Origin of the sequence: Paenibacillus sp. FSL R5-0475, from assembly GCF_038004585.1 — a bacterium.
GTDB lineage: Bacteria > Bacillota > Bacilli > Paenibacillales > Paenibacillaceae > Paenibacillus_AQ.
On the sequence record NZ_JBBORK010000001.1, the window covers coordinates 6,893,845 to 6,910,867 of the forward strand.

The window sequence follows — 17,023 nt, forward strand, 5'->3', positions numbered from 1 at the left end:
CCCCATACAATTATATTGAACATTAGTACTCCTCCTTTGAGGGGCCGTAGCCCCCGTAATTAAAATCTCCACCAAGCTGTCTCATCGACCACCTTCACAGGTAAACCGATCCTCTTCATTTCTCGAATATAACGCCGGAGAGCTAAAAATGATTTCCAGGGCTTAATCTGAATGTAAACCATGATACCAGCCTCCAATTTATTTTTTAATATCTATATGTTATGATTGGGTGGAGAGCAGGGGGTGCAACCCCTACTCTCCGGGAACCTATTTACGTTTGCGTGGTCCGCGGCGTTTTTTGGTTCCTTTCTTTTTGTCCTTTAGCAGCAGTGTTGCGGTAATGAGTTGAATGATTGCTGTAAGGAGCGTAACCCAATCTTTCATGTGCCTTGTTCACCCCCTTTCTTCTATACTCTAATTATACAACGAATATCGTTGAATGTCAACGAAAATCGTTGAATTTATGATTGGTATATAGTATAGTCAGATTGAGGTGATTAGAATGCTGAAATTGAAAATTAGAGAACTAAGAGAATTAGAAAAGTTGAGTGTACGCCAATTAAGTGAAGCAACTGGTATACGTTGGAACACCTTGAGCGATATGGAGAAAAACACCGCTAAACATTGGCCGCCTGAACATTTGGAAACACTAATGAAATACTTTAACTTAAAACAGATCGATCAATTAATAGAATACGAAGAGGAGCCCGGATAATAATTGTGGCTCCTTTTTTTTACATTGATTTAAGAACGCATGTTTGGTTATAATACAAACAAACGTTCTCGTAAATGGAGGCGATCAAATGAAAATGAGTGCCGGCCAAATAGTTGAAATTATATACCAAGACAAGTCGGAGAAGATAACGCAACGCAAGATTGAGATACTCGGCATTCGTGCTGGCCGTATTAGGGCTACTTGTCTGACCACTGGGGCACCGCGTGTGTTCTTGGTAGCGAGTGTCCTCTCGTGGCAGCCTGTAGTGGAGAAGCGTCATGCTTGATGATACTTCGCGCAAGCTGCTGCGGATTATATCGCAATTTAGATATCATTTTAGGCGGATGCCCAACATCAAAGAGTTGGGACGATTGAGCGGACGCCGACCGGCGGAGATAATTAAGGGGTTTAAGGTGTTGTCTGCGGAGCATTATATAGTTTGGGATGTGTCTACGCCTATCGAGACAACAATTATTATCGATAATTGGGAACGGAACGTGCCATACGAAAAAACGCCACAACAAGGCACAGAGAACAGCAGAGGCAGTACTAATATTGATTACTGGCTTTATCATTAGGAGGGGTCACTATGACCAAATTGGACGGTAATGAACGCTGGAAAACGAAAATGATCATGACCGAGCATGTTGAGCAGTACGAGGAACAGCAGCGTGAGAATCCAAATAAAATGATAACAACGGAGGAGCGCACGATGGTTCGAGATCTCATTTTGCTTCCCTACATAGATACAATGGTGGGCAAGAGCTTGAAGGAGCTCGAACACTCCAGCAGCATTCTTAAACGTACCTTTTTGATGGCTGGTGAAGCCATACAACGCCGAATCATGCAGGATACCTATCGACTGCAGAAAGAGCTGAAGCAGCGGAATATCAAAATGCTGGCGGATGAACAAGACGAATTTATCACGTATTACAAAATCTTTTGCCGGGGATATCAGGACCGCTTTGGATTAACTCGTGATGTTATGCGTACTGAAATTAGCTTGCGGCTGACTCAGTACACTAACGATCTTGGGGGTGCTCTAAAAGAGCATCTTAAATAAGCCGAAGCCAAGAGTCATATTACCCCTTTTTGTGCGTAGGTATATAGTATAAATAAACTTTCAGCTGAGAACCGCAGCGGCAAGCCGCAAGGAAGCGGAAGCGAAAGTTAAGAGCATGACCAAATAGGGAAAGTATACATAAAGTCTACAAATCCCAAAATTGATCGGCCCGGACAGAGGAGTCAACCTCTCGAAGGGCCTTTAATATTTTCTTCATAACGGCAGGTGATGGAATATAATCCGTATCGGAACAGGACTTACTTATTGTATTTCTGCTTACTTTTGACCGCTTTACTAAATCCTCTTGATTATAACCTGCTCTGTCCAACCACTTGCCTAATGGACTCCTCTTTTTACCTAATCCCCACAAAAGAATCACTCCCTTTATGGTTTATTTTGTCCAAGCTTCGCAAATATATACGAATCTTTCACAATTTTTTGCGAATATTGTCCAAGCGGTGCTCAGTATGCTCTTGTATACCAACGTTTACAGGAGGTAAACAAGATGAACGATCCAATTACATTTAGACTTCGAAAGGATCTAGACGCAGATATAAAAGAGGCTGTTAGAAACATGGATAAGAAAACAGTAAGTAGCTTGTCCAGAGACGGACTAAGGCTGATGCTAGGGATTAGAACTACCAAAAGCGCAACAGTTACTGAACGTCCGTTGGTTGTACCTGATAGGCCTTTGATTGAGTCTGATCGAGCATTGCCATGGTTAACTGCAGAGACTAAAAGTAAGTCGGTCGCAAGTAAACCTGCTGTATACATCCCTAATAGGAGATGATTAACATGGCCAAAGTGAAAACGGTAAACTGGTGCGATTTTTTTATAGAACATAAACGGTTGGAAGAGCCTGTTATTACTATTAATTTGGATGGAATCTGTGAAAAGATCACTAAATCCGTTATGAAAAAAGAAACACTTATCAAGGTTGCTGGAATAACTTTGCTGCTTCTTATCGGCTTACCAGATACGTCTCACGCTGCAACCGGTATAGATGCAGTAGCCGACAAGTTGTATAAAAAACTGCTCAACGTTGGGAAATGGATAATTATCATGAAAGGCGGTATCGATACAATCCAGAGCGCAATTCAAGGTGACGTTCAATCAGCTAAGAAAAATTTCTTGGGATATTTACTTGTATACGTTGTACTATGGGCGCTGCCGTGGGGATTAAAGCAGGTAGATGTTGTGTTTGCTGATATGGGAGCGTGAGATGATGAATCCATTTATTGATGGTCTGAAGGAGCACTCACGGGAAGCAGTGAAGGAGATTGTAATAGGGGCTCTTAGTGGATTAAAGGATGTAGCAGTCGATCTTTCTTACTCTATCGCGTTGGTTGGTGGGGGCTTGTCCATTATTTTATATGTGGCCGGCTGGGAAAAGGGGAAACGATGGACCAGTTTGTTAGTTGTTGGATACACGCTAATTAAGTATCTAGTGGGGTGATCGTATGAAGGCTATCAAGTTTAGCGAAGCCCTGCGAATAATCAAACCTGAATATGTGTACTTGCGGCTGAAGCCTAGCAATAGTATCCGAAATAATAACACTCACAAGCTGGCGCGGATTATAGGGTCCCTATATAAGAATGTTTTTGAGTCAGTCCGGATGGAAGAGGAACGGGTTATAAGTGTGCTGGGTCGACGATTATCAGTACCTGTTTCAATGTCGTACTCCTTGCCAGCTAAGGTAGGGTACTTTATTTATCTAGAAAAACAAAAAGTAGAGTTTTACTTTATTATTCCTCGGCAGCATTTAGGGTTGATGAAAGAAAAGATGGGCGATTCTTGGCAAGGCGTTACGATCGAGGAAGTTTTTGAACTTCCTGAGTTTGAATCTGGAACTGCAAAGTATCATTTGAGTTATAAGAAAGAAGATGCTCTTAGCCTTACTGTGGATCGCAGGAATAATGATTGGCTAAACTCATCACTAAATATAATTGAAGCTTTAGAGGATGGAGATCGAGCAGGAATACTATTTAACCTTATGCCAACCTCGCAATTTAGCTGGCGTAGCGCATATAAAGCAACCATAGATAAAGTTCGGCGAGGGATGCCAGTTGATCGTAATAAAGCTGGGATTGGGTACTTACTACGAATGGCAGTATCTATGCTCGCTGGCATCGCTGGTGAAGTTAGCGAGCTTATAGGGGGTGAACGTAAGGCTGCAAGTGAGAACCCGTTTGATGGGCTCCTACTTCGTCTGAACGGGGGCGGAAAGATTAGCTCTAGCACAGAACAAAAGGCAACAGCAACAATACTTAATACACAAATAATAGTAATGAGTGAGAGCACAGATGGTTTACGTCAGAGGAATAATGGGCGAAGTCTTACGCATAGCTTCGATTCAGTTAGTGGAGATAATGAACTTGCTTCTCGATTACTCAGGAGTAAATCACGGTATAATGATTTTTCTTTTCGCGGAGCAGCCGTAAATAAGATGGGTGACGAAGAACTCCAGAATTTTATTGCGCTTGCTGGGCGTGACATTTTGGAACGATATGATTTTATAGATAAGGTCGAGACTCAAGAAACGGAAGTACCAGAGGATTTACAGAAAGGCGTTATTAGGATTGGAACCAATCTATATAGAGGAAAAGAGCAAGCGGCTTATATCAGTAATGACAAGGAGTATAAAAATTTAACTCTTGTTTTGATCGGGCCAACACGCGCCGGGAAATCGGCATTGATCGGAAACATGAGTAAAGACGCGATTACAGCTGGCGAATGTGTAGTGATTTTTGATTACATTAAAAACTGCGAATTGAGCAGTGAAGTATCTGCTGCATTTCCAGGACATCAAACACTTACGATTAACTGCGGCGATGTAAAGACATTACAGGGATTAGGATACAACGAAGTAGGAACTAGCACTGATCCCTTTATCCAGTATGACAATGCTAAGAAGCAGACTACACAGCTCATGACACTTATTAATAGTATTAACGCCGATGATACGCGCCTCAGCGCCAAGATGGAGCGATACCTAACCAGTGCAGCCCTTGTAGTCTTTGTGTCTACAGGCAGTATACGGGATGTATTCAGCGTCCTGCAGGATCATACGGCACGTCACGTGTTTATTGAAAAGGTCCCTAGACAACAGCAAGAAAACCTTACTGAGTATATCAGCAGCCTTTGTGAACTAGATGAATACAAGGATATAAAGCTTAAAGAGGATGGGGTAACTACATCAATTTCGCAGTTGATCGGAACAAAAGAACATCTTATCACAGGTGTAATTGATCGTTTAAATAAACTTAAAGCTAATACTTATATGGAAATGATGCTAAAAAAATCGACTGCCGGAAACATCGATCTTGCGAAGGAGCTGCAGAAAAATCAATTGATCACTATCCGGATGGCGGAGACGATGTTTTCTACAGACGGTGAACGTGATGTATACACAACGTATTGGATTACCAAACTTTGGTTGGCTCTTCAGGTACGTGGGCAGCGTATCCCAGAGCGTAATAAGCTTACAAAAGTAAATATCGTTTTCGATGAATTGTATCAGGTCCAAAATACAGAAAAGTTTTTAACAGAAAAGCTAAGTAGATTGGCTAAATTTGCAGCTAAGCCCATCATTAGTTGTCACTATTTAAACCAACTGAAATATATCCGTGAAGAGCTTAGGAGTGCTAATGCTTCCTATATGCTTATAAGCGGATGTGATAAGAAGAACTTTAATGAATTGAGGGATGAATTAGCTCCATTTGAATTAGAGGATCTTCTTCGACTACCGCGTTTTCGTAGTTTGAATCTACTTAAGAATAAAAATGGATATGCAAGATTTATAACGGCCCTACCTAAGCCCCTACAATAAAGAAACCCCGTCAGCTATTTAAGCTGGTGGGGTTTCTTCTTCATCTTCAACATATTTGAGTATATCGCCTATATCGCAAGAAAAATAAGCACAAAGTTTTACTAATAGATCGCGAGGGAACTGCCTTGAATCATCATTATACAACTGTCTCACTGATTCAAATCTATAATCGATCTCTTTGGCCACTTCGCGAATCGACTTACCCTTCGCGTCTACAAGGTTCTTCAGATTTGATTTTACTCTTCCCATATAACCACCTCAAAGCAAGCATACAATGACACGAAAAATGTGTCAATAAGGTGTTGACACGAAAATAGAGTCATGATAGTATAAGTTTATTGAACGACACGAAATTAGAGTCAATTCTGAGACAAGAACATAAGGAGTGATATGAGATATGTCAAAGGTACTTGAATTTCCAGCAGAAAGAATTGCGAAAGGTATTCATTCTTTCACACCTGAAATGGGTCAAAGAAAAGTTAATGCTCAAATGGACGCACGTTTGAGCTATTACGGTAATCATTACTTTGTAGATACTCAACTTGATTTAAAAGGAAGAGGAATAACTTTACTAAAGATCTACTCAGAAGAAGATTTTATCCGACCTAGTCACAAGGTTGGCTGGAACTCTTACAAGGTTACGACTGCAGCTTTTGAAAAGCTGAAATCACAGTATTCAATCAGTATGGAATGTAATTTAGACTAGCTTAGGGCCGCGGCCCCTTTAGTAACAAATGAGCTTGTAACCGCCTGATGAGTGCCTGCTGCGGGGTAGGTCGAAACAATACCACTGTGAAGTGTGGTTGTCGCGGAATCCGCCATATGAGAGCAGCGCGCGCTCTCACTAAACCTGGAAGGTGACGAAGCATGAAACAAAAGGATCTAAAAATTGGGATGTCGGTAAGGATCGCAGAAGGGCATTCAAGTGGTAATGGTGGACGTATTGGATATGTAGTCAAGAAAGGGAAGTTTAAGTCTTATGATGGATTACTTGAAATTGAGGGGGCTAAGATCGATATTCAAGAACCGTTGTTAGTCCTTGTTGAAGCTGAACATTTAGAAGGAGTAAAGAAGGAGGACTTACCTAAAGGGTGGGCTGAATACGATCTATGATTTTAGGTCAGGCGCACCGCCTGTATTGGAAAAAAGTCCTATGCTATCAACTTAATTCAATTATATAATTAATCTGGTGAAATAAAATAAATTCAGGCGGTGTTGCTTGTGTCAGCTGTTTTGTATATCTTAATTGGATTGGTGGACGTTTTCGCGGTATTTGTTCTATCTCTGAAATTGTATCGCTTGCCACTTAAGCGATACATGTTCCCTATTTTCGGATTCTGTCTTGCATCCTCTACGATATCGTATTTTGTTAGAATAGTAATTGGACTACCTTGGCTAGACCTTGCTATCCTAGCCTTGTTTCTAATAGCGTTTTTCAGATTGGCAATGAAGCTGAAGTTGTTTTATGCCGCTTTGGTTACTGGAGCAGGGCTTAATGCTTACATTTTAGTGCAGTTAGCGGTATTAATAGGGTTTATAGCCGTAGACGGTGGCAAACAATCATTTATTTTTCATTCACAAGGTGTAGAGGTACAACTATTTCAGATTACTTCTATAGCTATAACTTTAGTGATAGCCACATTCATGAAACTGTTTGGTTATGGATTTTCTTTTATACCTATTCCACCTCATGAATTCTTGATTAAAAATGATTACTCAAAGCATCTGGGGTTAAATATAGCAGTTGCAACAACATTAATTGTGGTGGCTTTATCATTAGTGCTATTACTAAATGTTAATGAATTGCTTGTTTTTCCTTCAGCGATAATTAGTTTCGGATTGTCTTATTACTTTTCAAACAGGAGGGATCTTACCATTGATTGAGTATACTGCTAGAAAAATATCTATGAAACTAAATTCTATTGTTCCTGAATCAAACGTTAATATCATGACCTATGAAATTGCTAGGAAACTAAATTTCTATTCAATTATAATATTGACTGCTGGGATCGGCGCGTTAACAAATCATTTTTGGGAATCTTGTTTAGGAATGGTCGGTTTTGCTGCTTTACGAAAATTTAGTGGCGGTCGTCACTTGCCCTTAACACCATGTACAATAGTATCTGTTTCGTTATTTACTATTACTCCAATACTATCCATAAGTACTGTAAATATGGTATTATTAACATGGTTAACAGTCACATTGCTGTTATTGTATTCCAAAAAGGAAATGCCTATAAAATTAGCTTCTCTGGCATTAGTGGTAGCTAATCTATTTATACAATCTCCGGTTTTAACGATAGTTTTTATCGTTCAAACAGCACTGATTATAGAAAGAAAGGAGGGGCCGAAGTATGATTAAGGAAATGGCAAAAAAGCTGACTCAAGGTCTAGAAAAAAGCGCTAGAAAGTCTGTGGCGCGTGAGAAGGCAGGCGCAACAACATTGAAAGTGTTCATCGGTTCTCAAAAATTACCGAAAGAACTTTTGTAGTGGTGCGGAACAATGAGCATTCATATAGTTGGTTCTGAAGTTATCGATGGAAAAGAGACTGGAAATCATGGTATATACTCGCTTGAGGGGCTTTGCTATATAAATAGTTTTGAACCAAGAAGAAAACTATATGCCCCGTTGTTTAACACTAGACAAGGCAAGTTCGGACACACAAGAACTTATGATTCCACCAAACACGCTTTTAGGTCAGAAGGGTTCGTACAATTAGACAGCGGACTACTGGTCAATGTCAACGAAATTACAGGCATTGAACCAGGGAGATTTGGTGTATATATTGCACATTTCGGTGAAGGAGTGGAACCCGTACCAATTGCAGAAAACAAAAAAAAGTTAGATATAATTGAAGATTTAATAAAAAAGACGCAATCATAGTGATTGTGTCTTTTTTTATATTCACGAAATAGAAACTTTGTCAAGACATTTCGTACCCGGGTACGAAATACGGATTCGACAGCAAGTATCGACAATTTTCATGTTTTGTGGATGGTAAAATAGGGATGTAAGAAAGAACTTAGTAATCTAAATGTGGGATTAGGTTATTAGAAGAAATAAAAAGTATAGCTATAGCTATACTTTCTCCCGGGAAGAGCCGACCGGCTCAATGATGTATAACTAGCTCATACAAGTCTTCTATGTGGCATTTAAGTACATAAGCAATAGTGGCGGCAGCTTCAAACGACATGAGTTCGCGGTTATTGACCCAGTTTGATATCTGCTGTTTGGAGTATCCAGTTCTCCGCACCAATTCTACTTGTGTCACCTTGGACTTAGCTAGTAAATATCTTAGTCGGCATCTCCCACGGGAGAGCTTAACCACTGTTTTAACTCCTTGTAGAAATGAGGTGGAATATAATAACAATGAGATTATATCATGACGTTTGTGTTTTAGCATTCTGAACAAAACGAAATCAAGGATCTACCCTGGCCGGCAGATCCTTGAAAAGAGTGCATTATTAAAAATCTATTTTTACTTTACCATATTTATCGATATTATATTATACGGTTTTGCCGGGTAAATTCCTATTGACATTTTGATTTTCACTTTTAGCCAATATACATAGAGAGAGGGAACATCATGGTTATTTTGCATATTGAAAAAGAAGTGAGTTTGAAGGAAGCGCGAGTAAGATTGGGATTGAACGAAATTAAAGCTTCTGAAGCTGCCGGAATAACAATTAATGAACTAATTCAATACGAAGAAACTCCAGGCGAAGTGCCTGTAAGTATAGCTTTAACCTTAGCTAATATTTATCAAAGGACAGTTGATACAATTAACTTTAACTAATAAAACTCCCAAACAAAAAGAAGGTGCTTAATATGCACCTTCTTTTTGTTTACCCAAAAAATACCCACAAAATACTGATTCTTGCGGATATTTCGGGATTCTCCAACATTCCTCAACATTCCCTATAAAACGGGAGAAATGCTTGTCCCATAAGGGTTTTACTACTTGCGGATTCTCTTTGATTCCTTTAACTTCCTTGTCATGATAACATGCAGCCCATGTACACAGGAGCGGGTATAGCCATATCGACGCTTGCATTAGTAGCTTTGTTTTTATGTTATCTCTGGACTACTAAAATAATGGACATTCCGCTGTGAAGGGGATGAAATCATGCGATGGCTATGTGCAGTAGTCACTATATTTTTACTTGTTGTCTGGGCTCTGTTACGAATTAAATGCGGAAAAAGATATGACGGATTAAGAGAACTTCCTATGGAAGGATTACGACTTCGGAAGCTGGGTGAACCGCTGTTGCTGCTCATTGAGAAAACCGGCATTGTCAGTCGTTTTCCATCGTTGATGTTCAGGATTCAACGTTCCCTGCAGCGAAGTTATGGGATGCGTTACAGTGCAGAACGAACCCTGTTATTCATGGGTGAGATGCTTAGCTACAGTTGGTTGCTTCTTGTGGGTGGAAGTTTGATCACAGGCTTTAGCGGCGATCAGGCAGGTCTGATTCTAGGTTTTTTCTTGGCGGTAGCTCTACCAGCTGCTATGGTGAGTGATTTACATAAAAAGGTGAGGGTGAGAGAGCAGAACATTATGCTCGAGCTACCAGAACTTCTGAACAGCATTGTATTGCTGGTAGGAGCAGGTGAGACTGTGCAACGGGCGATTATCCGCTATGTGGAGAGCCATCGAGGTGATGTTAATCACCCATTGTATAAGGAGCTTAGGATCATGACCAGTGAATGGGAAGGAGGGTATTCATTTCAGCAGGCATTCGAGAATTTTAGCAAGAGATGTGCAGTGCAGGAGGTATCGTTGTTCACGACGACGGTTCTTCTGAATTATCGCAGAGGTGGAGCGGATTTTGTGTTATCGCTACGCGATCTCTCGCGGATGCTGTGGGATAAACGGAAAGCTATCAGCCGAACGCGAGGGGAGCAAGCTTCCTCTAAACTAGTCTTTCCGATGGTAGTTATCTTTTTAATAGTAATTGTACTGGTGGGAACGCCAGCATTCATGATGTTAAAAATGTAGGAGGGTGAAACTAATGATGACGACAATATTGGGTAGCGTGAAGAATTTTTGGAAGGATGAGGAAGGCCTGGGGACACTGGAAATGATTCTGATTATTGCAGTGCTGATTGCGGTCGTTCTTTTGTTTAAGGACAAAATTCAGGAAGTAGTGGAGGCTTTGATTAAAACTGCAGGAGAAAAGAGCCAGGAAGTATTCGAGTGAAAAAGCTTAAGGACGATCGAGGCAGCTTTACTATTGAAGCTTCAATTCTACTACCAATGGTCATGTGTATTACAATGCTCCTTCTGTTCTTCTGTTTGTATAGCTACCAGAAATCTATGCTTCTGCAAGTGGCCTCAGGGGCTACTGAGCGTGCGGCTTACAATTGGGACAACAGCCATAAAGAGGTTTCTGGCTCCTATGCTGCAGGTGAGTATGACTCCCTTTATTGGAGAATTGGAGACGATGCTTTGCTAGCCGCTTTATTCGGCGGAGAAGCTGGAAGTGATGGCGCGGCAATAGAGCTACCTGGTGAAGTGTCAGAGGAAAGTGATCTACCAGTGCTTAAACTCAGACATTCGTCCTCTATGATTCCGAATAATATGCCGGGAAATTTGAACTACGCATATTCACTTGCAGGACGGAAAGTAAGTGCTGAATTAAATCGTCTACTGCACTTACCTGTACTTGATGAAGTTTTGTCTGATGAGGCAAAGCCGACTGTAAAAACTCAATCTATCATCGCTGAGCCTGTTGAGTTTATCCGTACGGTCGACCTGATGCGTTACTTCGGGGCTAAGTTTAAGGGAGGCTTAGAGGGTACTAGTGGGTCTGGAGTCCACATGGAGAAGAAGGATGCATCCGCGATGATGACCAAGCTTCAGGATAAGTGAATATTTCCTTGCTAGTAGATCTTGTATCTATTGAAGGTAGGGATAAGGAGGGAGGTTTTGATGAGGAGCATATTTACCAGTTGCCTTGTTAGCGGTAAGAGTCGAAAGAAACAGAGGCAGGGTAAGGGCAAAACGGAAGGTTCAGTCTCAATTTTTTTAATTATGGTACTGGCTTTCGTCTTTTTATTTACCGCTGTGCTGATTGACTATGCGCGGATTGCTGCCTTCAATGTTCAGGAGGAACGTTTAGCGAGGGCTAGCGTTCGCTCTATAATGTCATCTTACGATGTTGAGCTACGAGAAAAGTATGGTTTATTCGCCTTTGGAGAGAGTGACGGGGATATGCTGCTGTCTCAGGTACTCAATGATAATATGCATAAAAGTGGTAGGAGTGACACGTTCAATCTTGTACCCTTCGCTTTGGAATCGTCATCTTTGAAATGGAGCAGGCCGCTGGGTAGCTATGATGTTGTGAGTCGACAAATACTGGAGGAAATGAAGTATAAGGCTCCGGTGGATTTTGCTTTGGAATTGGCAGGTAAATTCAAGCCGATGTCAGGAGTAATGGCAGAGGCCTCACGGGCTACTGAACTAATTAGTAAGCTGCAGCCGTTATATGACGAGCGAGAAGAGGCTTTGGATCTTATGTTAGAGCAGAGAAGCCAGGCTGCGGAGAGTGGAAGAAGGTTACTTCAATGGATTATGAATCCCCCTGCAGAGTCCATTTCTGCCAGTTCACTCGGAAGTATGCAATCGGCGGCGGATATTCCCGCACAGTATAGTGACTATCTTGGGAAATATTACGATGATCTTTATCGTGATAGTAAAAAGCCTGCAAAGTACACTTATCAATTGTCTCTATACCGGAGTCGAACTACTGAAATGTTATCGCGGCTTCCTGCCTTATTAACAGCTTTTCGTGAAGACCATGAAAGATCAATGGAGGGAGCGAATGAAGCGTTAAAGAAGGCAGAGCAATTGAATGACGAGATGAGAAATATATTGGAACAGTCACGAATGGAGGGGGTGGATCTATCAAATGATCCTGCTTATGACTGGGATATTCCGGCGAGCTCAGGAGAGATAAGCTCAGACCCGCTTAAAAAGCTGCGTGAGCAGGAAGATGCACTGATTCTCTCCTCAACTGATCTAAGTCAGATGGAGAATAGTATATCTATGCAGCAAAGTTCTTACGAGGCCAATGAACCTATCGTAACAGGAATGTCGGGTGTGCTGTATGAAGCTTTGAGTGAATATGGTGACCCCTATCAAATGATCTCTTCTGTTCTTGAAGCTTCACGCGTAGTGAATAACTATCTACAGAATTACGGTAAGAAGGGAAGTATTATCGTTAGTGATTTGGCTTTAATCGAACAGCACCGTAGCTCGGATAAAGAGCGTAAGCAATTGGAGAGAGAAGCAAAATCGAAGCTGGGTGAAGCGAAAGCGTTACTTGATAAGATTCGAATGATGGGTAACGGAGTGACAGATTCTCTGAAAAGCTATGATACACTTCGTCAATATTACGAGGAGAATATTGCTTTTAATAAGGAATTAGTATCAGATCCACTTGTTAAATCTGAAGTCAGCACTAACCCGTATACTGCTGGGAGTTCGGCGATGGAGGATATGGACGGAATCTATGCAGCGATGGGTGGCATTATGGGAGGGGCTAGAGATAAACTTTTTCAAACGGAGTATTCTGCTCTCTTTTTTCAACATTTTGATGTTTCCAAGTTAGCTACTCTAGCACAAGGTTCTGAGGGGACAGCCGAACTTACAGACCAGCTTAATCCTCAAGCGCAAGAGCTGGAATACATTCTTTATGGATTTCTTAATCCTGCAGGAAATGTAGCCGCAGCGTATGCTGAAATATTCGCCATGCGGCTGTCTATTCGAACGATGGAAGGTTTTATTGAGAAGGCAAGTTTAGGAAACCCATTGGCTGTTCTGGCCGCAGCACTGTTGTATGGGATCCAGCAAGCTATTCAGGACATGCTGCTACTCTGTGAGAAAGATTCCATACCACTGTCTAAATATTTACCGGCCCAGCTGACTTATCGTGATCATTTGCGTCTGTTCATGATGCTGCATGGAGGCGGGAATGTTCAATTATCTCGGATGCTGGCTCTCATTCGACTGAACACAGGAATAAATCCAGATGAAAGAAGTACGTATGTCTCATCGAATATTAAGCTTGGAATGCGACTATGGTTTCTACCGGGTGTTGTGAAGCTATTGGATTATAGCGCTGGGTATTCTGGAGAAGTGCAAGGCAGTACATATATGAGAGCAGTGCAGGCTGATTTTTCATACTAGCAGGAGGTTGGTAAGGATATGGGGGACGGGTACCGGATTAGGAGGAAGACGCAGGAAGAAGGCAGCATGGTAGTAGAAGCGGCGATGGTACTTCCGATCTTCCTACTGTTTGTTTTGTTCCTAATTTCTATCGTACAGATGACCTTGTATTCAACAGCCTTACAAAGCACAGCATCTGATACTGTGAAATCTATTTCAACGCATATGTACCCGGCAGCTTTGGCTGTGCAGAAATGGGGAGCAACAAGCGAAGCTGGCGCTAATCCAGTGAAGGATGGCACCGACCTATCCGCTGGCAATCAAGCCGAATCGAATTGGACGATTCCTCGCTTGTCACTTACAGATTGGGGCAGCAGTTATGCAATGTCATTACCTAAGCCGCTGAATGAGTGGGTCATGTCAGCTTTAGAGAAGGGCGAGGGACCTCTGCAGAAGCTACAGGCTGAGACCTCTGAAAGTGTACTGGATCTAGCGATAAAACCCCTACTAAAGCCGTATCTGTCATCAGACTTACTGGATTATGATCGAATTCATGTATCCAACATTATCGTGCCTGAGTTAAAGAAGGGTACCCGACCTTACTTTGGATTGGTGGTTAGCTATGAGCTGCCGATGAAGGTTCCCTTTCTAAACCAACGCATTGTACTTGAGGCAAGTGCTGTTGAACGTCTTTGGATCGGGGATACAGGAGAAGGTACAAATAAGGGCAACGACGGCACTGGTCAACCAGAGGATTTTATTAAGATTTTGGAGAAACCGAATCCAGCTGTAGCCAATAAGCAAGGTAAAGTTCGTGCCAAGATTCCGCCGAATGCTTCCGCTAGCTTATCCGTTTTTTATAAAAGCGGGGGAAGCACTGCTAAATATTTAGGCTGGAAACAAGCGGATGCGGACGGATATATCGAGTGGGAGTGGAAAATTGGTGTGAATACTACACCGGGCTCGTGGCCATTTGTAATTCAGCTCGATGACGGTAGATCTATTGAGGTGATGTTCACAGTAGTGAAATGAGTGAAGGGGAAAGGAGTGTAATCCATGGCGGAGTGGGCCTTTTGGGGATGTCTGCCGTTTCTGGCAGCTGCATTTATTACGGATATAAAGTCGATGAGAATACCTAACTGGATCACTGTCTCAGGCTTGCTTGCTGGTCTGCTTGCTCAAGCGCTGATGAACGGCTGGGATGGACTGCTTAAGGCTGGTGTGGGTGCCGCTTCAGGATTTGCAGTGCTTCTAATCATGCATTTGATAGGGGCGGTTGGTGCAGGGGATGTTAAGCTTTTTGCCGGGATCGGGGCGTGGACAGGAATGCTATTTACATTGCAGGTCGTGATGTACTCCGTACTGTTTGGGGCCTTGATAGGCTGGCTAATTGTCTTAAAGAGACGGGAGACAGGCAGGCGTACGCGCAGGATATTTAACACAATTTCCGGATTCATATTATTGAAGAGTTCATTCCTATTAAGAAATAAAGATAGTGAGCTGTTGAGATTTCCCTTCATGCTGGCTGTAGTCCCTGGTACCATTTGCGCTTATCTTTATTTTTAAAATAGGAGGTGGTGATGCTTGTTGTACGGATTATCCCGTGACTTTATGCAGCAGGACGGTATATATATGATGCTTGGCGAAGCAGAAGGGATGCCGGTGGGTAAGCTTAATATGGTTCAAGCTCGTATGCTGATGAACACTGATATTCCTCATCATTTAAGGTTGTTGCTTAGGGAAATTGATTTAAAGGTTACGATGGAATATGCTGTTCTGCGTAAAAAAATGCTCAGTCATTTGCTCAAAAGTGAGAAGTTGAGCATGACCTCATTTTTTGGATTACTTCTGCAAATTGCGCAAGGGATGGAAGATGGCAGGTTATATATGCTTCGGGCGGATCAGTATGCTTTGCATGAAGATTATATTTTTATTGAAGGATCATTGCAGAGTGGTAAGGTATATCTCACCTATATCCCTGTTCAGGGGAATGAGCCTGCTTCTAGGCTGGGAGAGTCCCTCAAATCGCTGATCATGGTGATGATGGCTTCTATCACAGAGCTTACTGGGAGTGGTGTTCAAAGAGTACTGCAATACTGTGGGGAAGAAGAATTTACACCAGCGGGCTTAAAGGGTCTTCTCTCAGAGCTGTTGACAGAGGGCGACTCTTGTAGAGGACAATTCAGTAGTAACGCAGAAATGGCATACACATCTCCTAAGTTGACAGAAGTACGTCCGGCAGAGCCTGAAAGACGAATGCAAGAGAGAGTAAGGGAACTGTTTGTGAATGAGGTACCTGCTCCCCAGAAAAAAATGAGTGAGCGGAACGAGGATAAGGGTCTGCGTACGCAGCAGAATTCAGCTCCGTGGTTAAATAGCTATTCCAGTCCGAATCTTAGGGTGAAAGAAGAGGAAAGGTCTCTTCGGTCTACAGACGATAATAAGTTGACGAATTCACAACCCTCAAGCTCAAGAACCTATATTATTCTAGGTTGCTTATTGGGTGATGCATTATTATGGAAATTCCTATATTTGAATAACCCAAAACCGTTATGGCTAGCCGTTTGTGGGATCGCAACGATTGCCTTGGTTACTTTTAGCTGGATGGTATGGAGCGAAAGAATTAGGTTTGGAAGTGACGAAGAAAAGGAACATACGAGTGAGGATTCTGAAGATACAAACCGGAGTCCGAATCGAAGAGAACTGGAGTGGGATTTCGGTAGGTATCCTGTGACCCCTGTGCGTCCAGCAGCATCGATTCCAAAGGGAGATCAGCATCCATCCGACCCTTTATCTAACATTCCGTCTGTGCAATCTGAATCAAGGAAAGAGGAGGATAGTTCTGTAATACCACCAGGTCCAATAGCCCCAACCGCTTTATTATCACGGGAGGAAACACCTGAGCAAGGCAAACGAAATGAGAAGCTAGCTCGAAATGTTCCTTATCTCAAAAGAAGCGATGAGGAAGAGGCAGAGTCGGAAACTATAGCGTTAAACCGAACTAGTTTTATCATTGGCCGATCGGCAGAAGTAGCTCAGTATGTAGAAAGATCAGAAGGAGCTTCAAGAGTACATGCGGAGATATCTAGGAGCCCAAGCGGATACGTACTTAAGGATCTCGACTCCAGAAATGGAACGCTTTTTCAAGGCGAAGCCATGATCCCTTACAAAGAGTACCCGCTGTCAGAGGGGACCGTATTTAAGATTGTAAAAGGAAGTTACACATTCCACATGGGATGAAGA

At 42.1% G+C, this 17,023-nt stretch carries 26 protein-coding genes; 22 read left to right on the forward strand and 4 right to left on the reverse strand.

Annotation, left to right across the window (positions count from 1 at the left end):
* Positions 1 to 59: 59 nt before the first annotated feature.
* Complete coding sequence (locus tag MKX41_RS30990) at positions 60 to 182, reverse strand: hypothetical protein (protein WP_340974588.1); 123 nt, start codon at positions 180 to 182, stop codon at positions 60 to 62.
* Between the two features lie 320 nt (positions 183 to 502).
* Between MKX41_RS30990 and MKX41_RS30995 the strand changes: the two genes are divergently transcribed.
* The 4 genes from MKX41_RS30995 (at position 503) to MKX41_RS31010 (ending at position 1,778) form a co-directional block, all read left to right on the forward strand.
* Positions 503 to 715 carry a helix-turn-helix domain-containing protein gene (locus MKX41_RS30995; RefSeq protein ID WP_340974589.1) on the forward strand — a complete coding sequence of 71 codons (213 nt, stop codon included), beginning with the start codon at positions 503 to 505 and terminating at the stop codon, positions 713 to 715.
* 88 nt (positions 716 to 803) lie between these two features.
* A complete protein-coding gene (locus MKX41_RS31000; RefSeq protein ID WP_340974591.1) occupies positions 804 to 1,001 on the forward strand; it encodes a hypothetical protein in 198 nt (65 codons plus the stop codon).
* The gene (locus MKX41_RS31005) at positions 994 to 1,293 is read left to right on the forward strand and encodes a hypothetical protein (RefSeq protein WP_340974592.1); all 300 of its coding nucleotides are present in this window, start codon (positions 994 to 996) and stop codon (positions 1,291 to 1,293) included. Before MKX41_RS31000 ends, MKX41_RS31005 begins: the two co-directional genes overlap by 8 nt.
* An 11-nt stretch (positions 1,294 to 1,304) precedes the next feature.
* A complete protein-coding gene (locus MKX41_RS31010) occupies positions 1,305 to 1,778 on the forward strand; it encodes a hypothetical protein (protein WP_340974593.1) in 474 nt (157 codons plus the stop codon).
* A 145-nt stretch (positions 1,779 to 1,923) separates the two neighbouring features.
* On the opposite strand, the gene MKX41_RS31015 is transcribed toward MKX41_RS31010, so the two are convergent.
* Positions 1,924 to 2,157, reverse strand: coding sequence for a helix-turn-helix domain-containing protein (locus tag MKX41_RS31015; protein ID WP_445671334.1), 234 nt, complete (start codon positions 2,155 to 2,157; stop codon positions 1,924 to 1,926).
* Between the two features lie 126 nt (positions 2,158 to 2,283).
* Here MKX41_RS31015 and MKX41_RS31020 point away from each other — a divergent pair, with 126 nt between their 5' ends.
* Genes MKX41_RS31020 through MKX41_RS31035 form a run of 4 tightly spaced genes read left to right on the forward strand, consistent with a single transcriptional unit; the run spans position 2,284 to position 5,608 of the window.
* Complete coding sequence (locus MKX41_RS31020) at positions 2,284 to 2,568, forward strand: hypothetical protein (protein ID WP_340974595.1); 285 nt, start codon at positions 2,284 to 2,286, stop codon at positions 2,566 to 2,568.
* A 5-nt stretch (positions 2,569 to 2,573) separates the two neighbouring features.
* Positions 2,574 to 2,999 (forward strand): hypothetical protein, encoded by a 426-nt coding sequence (locus MKX41_RS31025; protein ID WP_340974596.1) that lies wholly within the window; start codon positions 2,574 to 2,576, stop codon positions 2,997 to 2,999.
* Position 3,000: 1 nt separating this feature from the next.
* A complete protein-coding gene (locus tag MKX41_RS31030; RefSeq protein WP_280788398.1) occupies positions 3,001 to 3,234 on the forward strand; it encodes a hypothetical protein in 234 nt (77 codons plus the stop codon).
* A gap of 4 nt (positions 3,235 to 3,238) precedes the next feature.
* Positions 3,239 to 5,608, forward strand: coding sequence for a hypothetical protein (locus MKX41_RS31035; RefSeq protein WP_340974598.1), 2,370 nt, complete (start codon positions 3,239 to 3,241; stop codon positions 5,606 to 5,608).
* Between the two features lie 18 nt (positions 5,609 to 5,626).
* Here MKX41_RS31035 and MKX41_RS31040 read toward each other — a convergent pair whose 3' ends face one another.
* Positions 5,627 to 5,857, reverse strand: a complete 231-nt coding sequence (locus tag MKX41_RS31040) for a helix-turn-helix domain-containing protein (RefSeq protein WP_340974599.1) — start codon at positions 5,855 to 5,857, stop codon at positions 5,627 to 5,629.
* A 148-nt stretch (positions 5,858 to 6,005) separates the two neighbouring features.
* Between MKX41_RS31040 and MKX41_RS31045 the strand changes: the two genes are divergently transcribed.
* The 6 genes from MKX41_RS31045 to MKX41_RS31070 all read left to right on the forward strand — a co-directional run bounded on the left by MKX41_RS31045 (position 6,006) and on the right by MKX41_RS31070 (position 8,493).
* On the forward strand, positions 6,006 to 6,314 hold the full coding sequence (locus MKX41_RS31045; protein WP_340974600.1) for a hypothetical protein: 309 nt from the start codon (positions 6,006 to 6,008) through the stop codon (positions 6,312 to 6,314).
* A gap of 161 nt (positions 6,315 to 6,475) precedes the next feature.
* Entirely contained in the window at positions 6,476 to 6,721 is a 246-nt protein-coding gene (locus tag MKX41_RS31050; RefSeq protein WP_340974601.1) for a hypothetical protein, read from the forward strand.
* Between the two features lie 327 nt (positions 6,722 to 7,048).
* Positions 7,049 to 7,492 (forward strand): hypothetical protein, encoded by a 444-nt coding sequence (locus MKX41_RS31055; RefSeq protein ID WP_340974602.1) that lies wholly within the window; start codon positions 7,049 to 7,051, stop codon positions 7,490 to 7,492.
* On the forward strand, positions 7,485 to 7,970 hold the full coding sequence (locus MKX41_RS31060; RefSeq protein ID WP_340974604.1) for an accessory gene regulator B family protein: 486 nt from the start codon (positions 7,485 to 7,487) through the stop codon (positions 7,968 to 7,970). The genes MKX41_RS31055 and MKX41_RS31060 overlap by 8 nt, the downstream gene beginning before the upstream one ends.
* Positions 7,963 to 8,100, forward strand: a complete 138-nt coding sequence (locus MKX41_RS31065) for a hypothetical protein (RefSeq protein ID WP_340974605.1) — start codon at positions 7,963 to 7,965, stop codon at positions 8,098 to 8,100. Before MKX41_RS31060 ends, MKX41_RS31065 begins: the two co-directional genes overlap by 8 nt.
* Positions 8,101 to 8,112: 12 nt before the next feature.
* Entirely contained in the window at positions 8,113 to 8,493 is a 381-nt protein-coding gene (locus MKX41_RS31070; RefSeq protein ID WP_340974606.1) for a hypothetical protein, read from the forward strand.
* Between the two features lie 226 nt (positions 8,494 to 8,719).
* Here MKX41_RS31070 and MKX41_RS31075 read toward each other — a convergent pair whose 3' ends face one another.
* Complete coding sequence (locus MKX41_RS31075) at positions 8,720 to 9,013, reverse strand: helix-turn-helix domain-containing protein (RefSeq protein WP_340974607.1); 294 nt, start codon at positions 9,011 to 9,013, stop codon at positions 8,720 to 8,722.
* A 183-nt stretch (positions 9,014 to 9,196) separates the two neighbouring features.
* Here MKX41_RS31075 and MKX41_RS31080 point away from each other — a divergent pair, with 183 nt between their 5' ends.
* The 8 genes from MKX41_RS31080 to MKX41_RS31115 all read left to right on the forward strand — a co-directional run bounded on the left by MKX41_RS31080 (position 9,197) and on the right by MKX41_RS31115 (position 17,020).
* The gene (locus MKX41_RS31080) at positions 9,197 to 9,406 is read left to right on the forward strand and encodes a hypothetical protein (RefSeq protein ID WP_340974608.1); all 210 of its coding nucleotides are present in this window, start codon (positions 9,197 to 9,199) and stop codon (positions 9,404 to 9,406) included.
* A 327-nt stretch (positions 9,407 to 9,733) separates the two neighbouring features.
* A complete protein-coding gene (locus tag MKX41_RS31085; protein ID WP_445671351.1) occupies positions 9,734 to 10,609 on the forward strand; it encodes a type II secretion system F family protein in 876 nt (291 codons plus the stop codon).
* A gap of 13 nt (positions 10,610 to 10,622) precedes the next feature.
* Positions 10,623 to 10,811 carry a Flp1 family type IVb pilin gene (locus MKX41_RS31090; RefSeq protein ID WP_340974610.1) on the forward strand — a complete coding sequence of 63 codons (189 nt, stop codon included), beginning with the start codon at positions 10,623 to 10,625 and terminating at the stop codon, positions 10,809 to 10,811.
* Positions 10,808 to 11,482 (forward strand): TadE family protein, encoded by a 675-nt coding sequence (locus MKX41_RS31095; protein WP_340974611.1) that lies wholly within the window; start codon positions 10,808 to 10,810, stop codon positions 11,480 to 11,482. The genes MKX41_RS31090 and MKX41_RS31095 overlap by 4 nt, the downstream gene beginning before the upstream one ends.
* 60 nt (positions 11,483 to 11,542) lie before the next feature.
* Entirely contained in the window at positions 11,543 to 13,801 is a 2,259-nt protein-coding gene (locus MKX41_RS31100) for a hypothetical protein (protein ID WP_340974613.1), read from the forward strand.
* Positions 13,802 to 13,819: 18 nt separating this feature from the next.
* Positions 13,820 to 14,812 carry a TadE/TadG family type IV pilus assembly protein gene (locus MKX41_RS31105; RefSeq protein WP_149645188.1) on the forward strand — a complete coding sequence of 331 codons (993 nt, stop codon included), beginning with the start codon at positions 13,820 to 13,822 and terminating at the stop codon, positions 14,810 to 14,812.
* Between the two features lie 24 nt (positions 14,813 to 14,836).
* Complete coding sequence (locus MKX41_RS31110) at positions 14,837 to 15,346, forward strand: A24 family peptidase (RefSeq protein ID WP_340974615.1); 510 nt, start codon at positions 14,837 to 14,839, stop codon at positions 15,344 to 15,346.
* Between the two features lie 18 nt (positions 15,347 to 15,364).
* A complete protein-coding gene (locus MKX41_RS31115; protein ID WP_340974616.1) occupies positions 15,365 to 17,020 on the forward strand; it encodes a DUF6382 domain-containing protein in 1,656 nt (551 codons plus the stop codon).
* Positions 17,021 to 17,023: the final 3 nt, after the last annotated feature.

Bases quoted from the DNA above. Each gene is read 5' to 3' on its own strand.
- MKX41_RS31110 (WP_340974615.1), top strand. From the start codon at position 14,837: ATGGCGGAGTGGGCCTTTTGGGGATGTCTGCCGTTTCTGGCAGCTGCA.
- MKX41_RS31075 (WP_340974607.1), bottom strand. From the start codon at position 9,013: ATGCTAAAACACAAACGTCATGATATAATCTCATTGTTATTATATTCC.
- MKX41_RS31000 (WP_340974591.1), top strand. From the start codon at position 804: ATGAAAATGAGTGCCGGCCAAATAGTTGAAATTATATACCAAGACAAG.
- MKX41_RS31065 (WP_340974605.1), top strand. From the start codon at position 7,963: ATGATTAAGGAAATGGCAAAAAAGCTGACTCAAGGTCTAGAAAAAAGC.
- MKX41_RS30995 (WP_340974589.1), top strand. From the start codon at position 503: ATGCTGAAATTGAAAATTAGAGAACTAAGAGAATTAGAAAAGTTGAGT.
- MKX41_RS31070 (WP_340974606.1), top strand. From the start codon at position 8,113: ATGAGCATTCATATAGTTGGTTCTGAAGTTATCGATGGAAAAGAGACT.
- MKX41_RS31090 (WP_340974610.1), top strand. From the start codon at position 10,623: ATGATGACGACAATATTGGGTAGCGTGAAGAATTTTTGGAAGGATGAG.
- MKX41_RS31100 (WP_340974613.1), top strand. From the start codon at position 11,543: ATGAGGAGCATATTTACCAGTTGCCTTGTTAGCGGTAAGAGTCGAAAG.
- MKX41_RS31040 (WP_340974599.1), bottom strand. From the start codon at position 5,857: ATGGGAAGAGTAAAATCAAATCTGAAGAACCTTGTAGACGCGAAGGGT.
- MKX41_RS30990 (WP_340974588.1), bottom strand. From the start codon at position 182: ATGGTTTACATTCAGATTAAGCCCTGGAAATCATTTTTAGCTCTCCGG.
- MKX41_RS31010 (WP_340974593.1), top strand. From the start codon at position 1,305: ATGACCAAATTGGACGGTAATGAACGCTGGAAAACGAAAATGATCATG.
- MKX41_RS31035 (WP_340974598.1), top strand. From the start codon at position 3,239: ATGAAGGCTATCAAGTTTAGCGAAGCCCTGCGAATAATCAAACCTGAA.
- MKX41_RS31025 (WP_340974596.1), top strand. From the start codon at position 2,574: ATGGCCAAAGTGAAAACGGTAAACTGGTGCGATTTTTTTATAGAACAT.
- MKX41_RS31030 (WP_280788398.1), top strand. From the start codon at position 3,001: ATGATGAATCCATTTATTGATGGTCTGAAGGAGCACTCACGGGAAGCA.
- MKX41_RS31105 (WP_149645188.1), top strand. From the start codon at position 13,820: ATGGGGGACGGGTACCGGATTAGGAGGAAGACGCAGGAAGAAGGCAGC.
- MKX41_RS31050 (WP_340974601.1), top strand. From the start codon at position 6,476: ATGAAACAAAAGGATCTAAAAATTGGGATGTCGGTAAGGATCGCAGAA.
- MKX41_RS31005 (WP_340974592.1), top strand. From the start codon at position 994: ATGCTTGATGATACTTCGCGCAAGCTGCTGCGGATTATATCGCAATTT.
- MKX41_RS31080 (WP_340974608.1), top strand. From the start codon at position 9,197: ATGGTTATTTTGCATATTGAAAAAGAAGTGAGTTTGAAGGAAGCGCGA.
- MKX41_RS31045 (WP_340974600.1), top strand. From the start codon at position 6,006: ATGTCAAAGGTACTTGAATTTCCAGCAGAAAGAATTGCGAAAGGTATT.
- MKX41_RS31020 (WP_340974595.1), top strand. From the start codon at position 2,284: ATGAACGATCCAATTACATTTAGACTTCGAAAGGATCTAGACGCAGAT.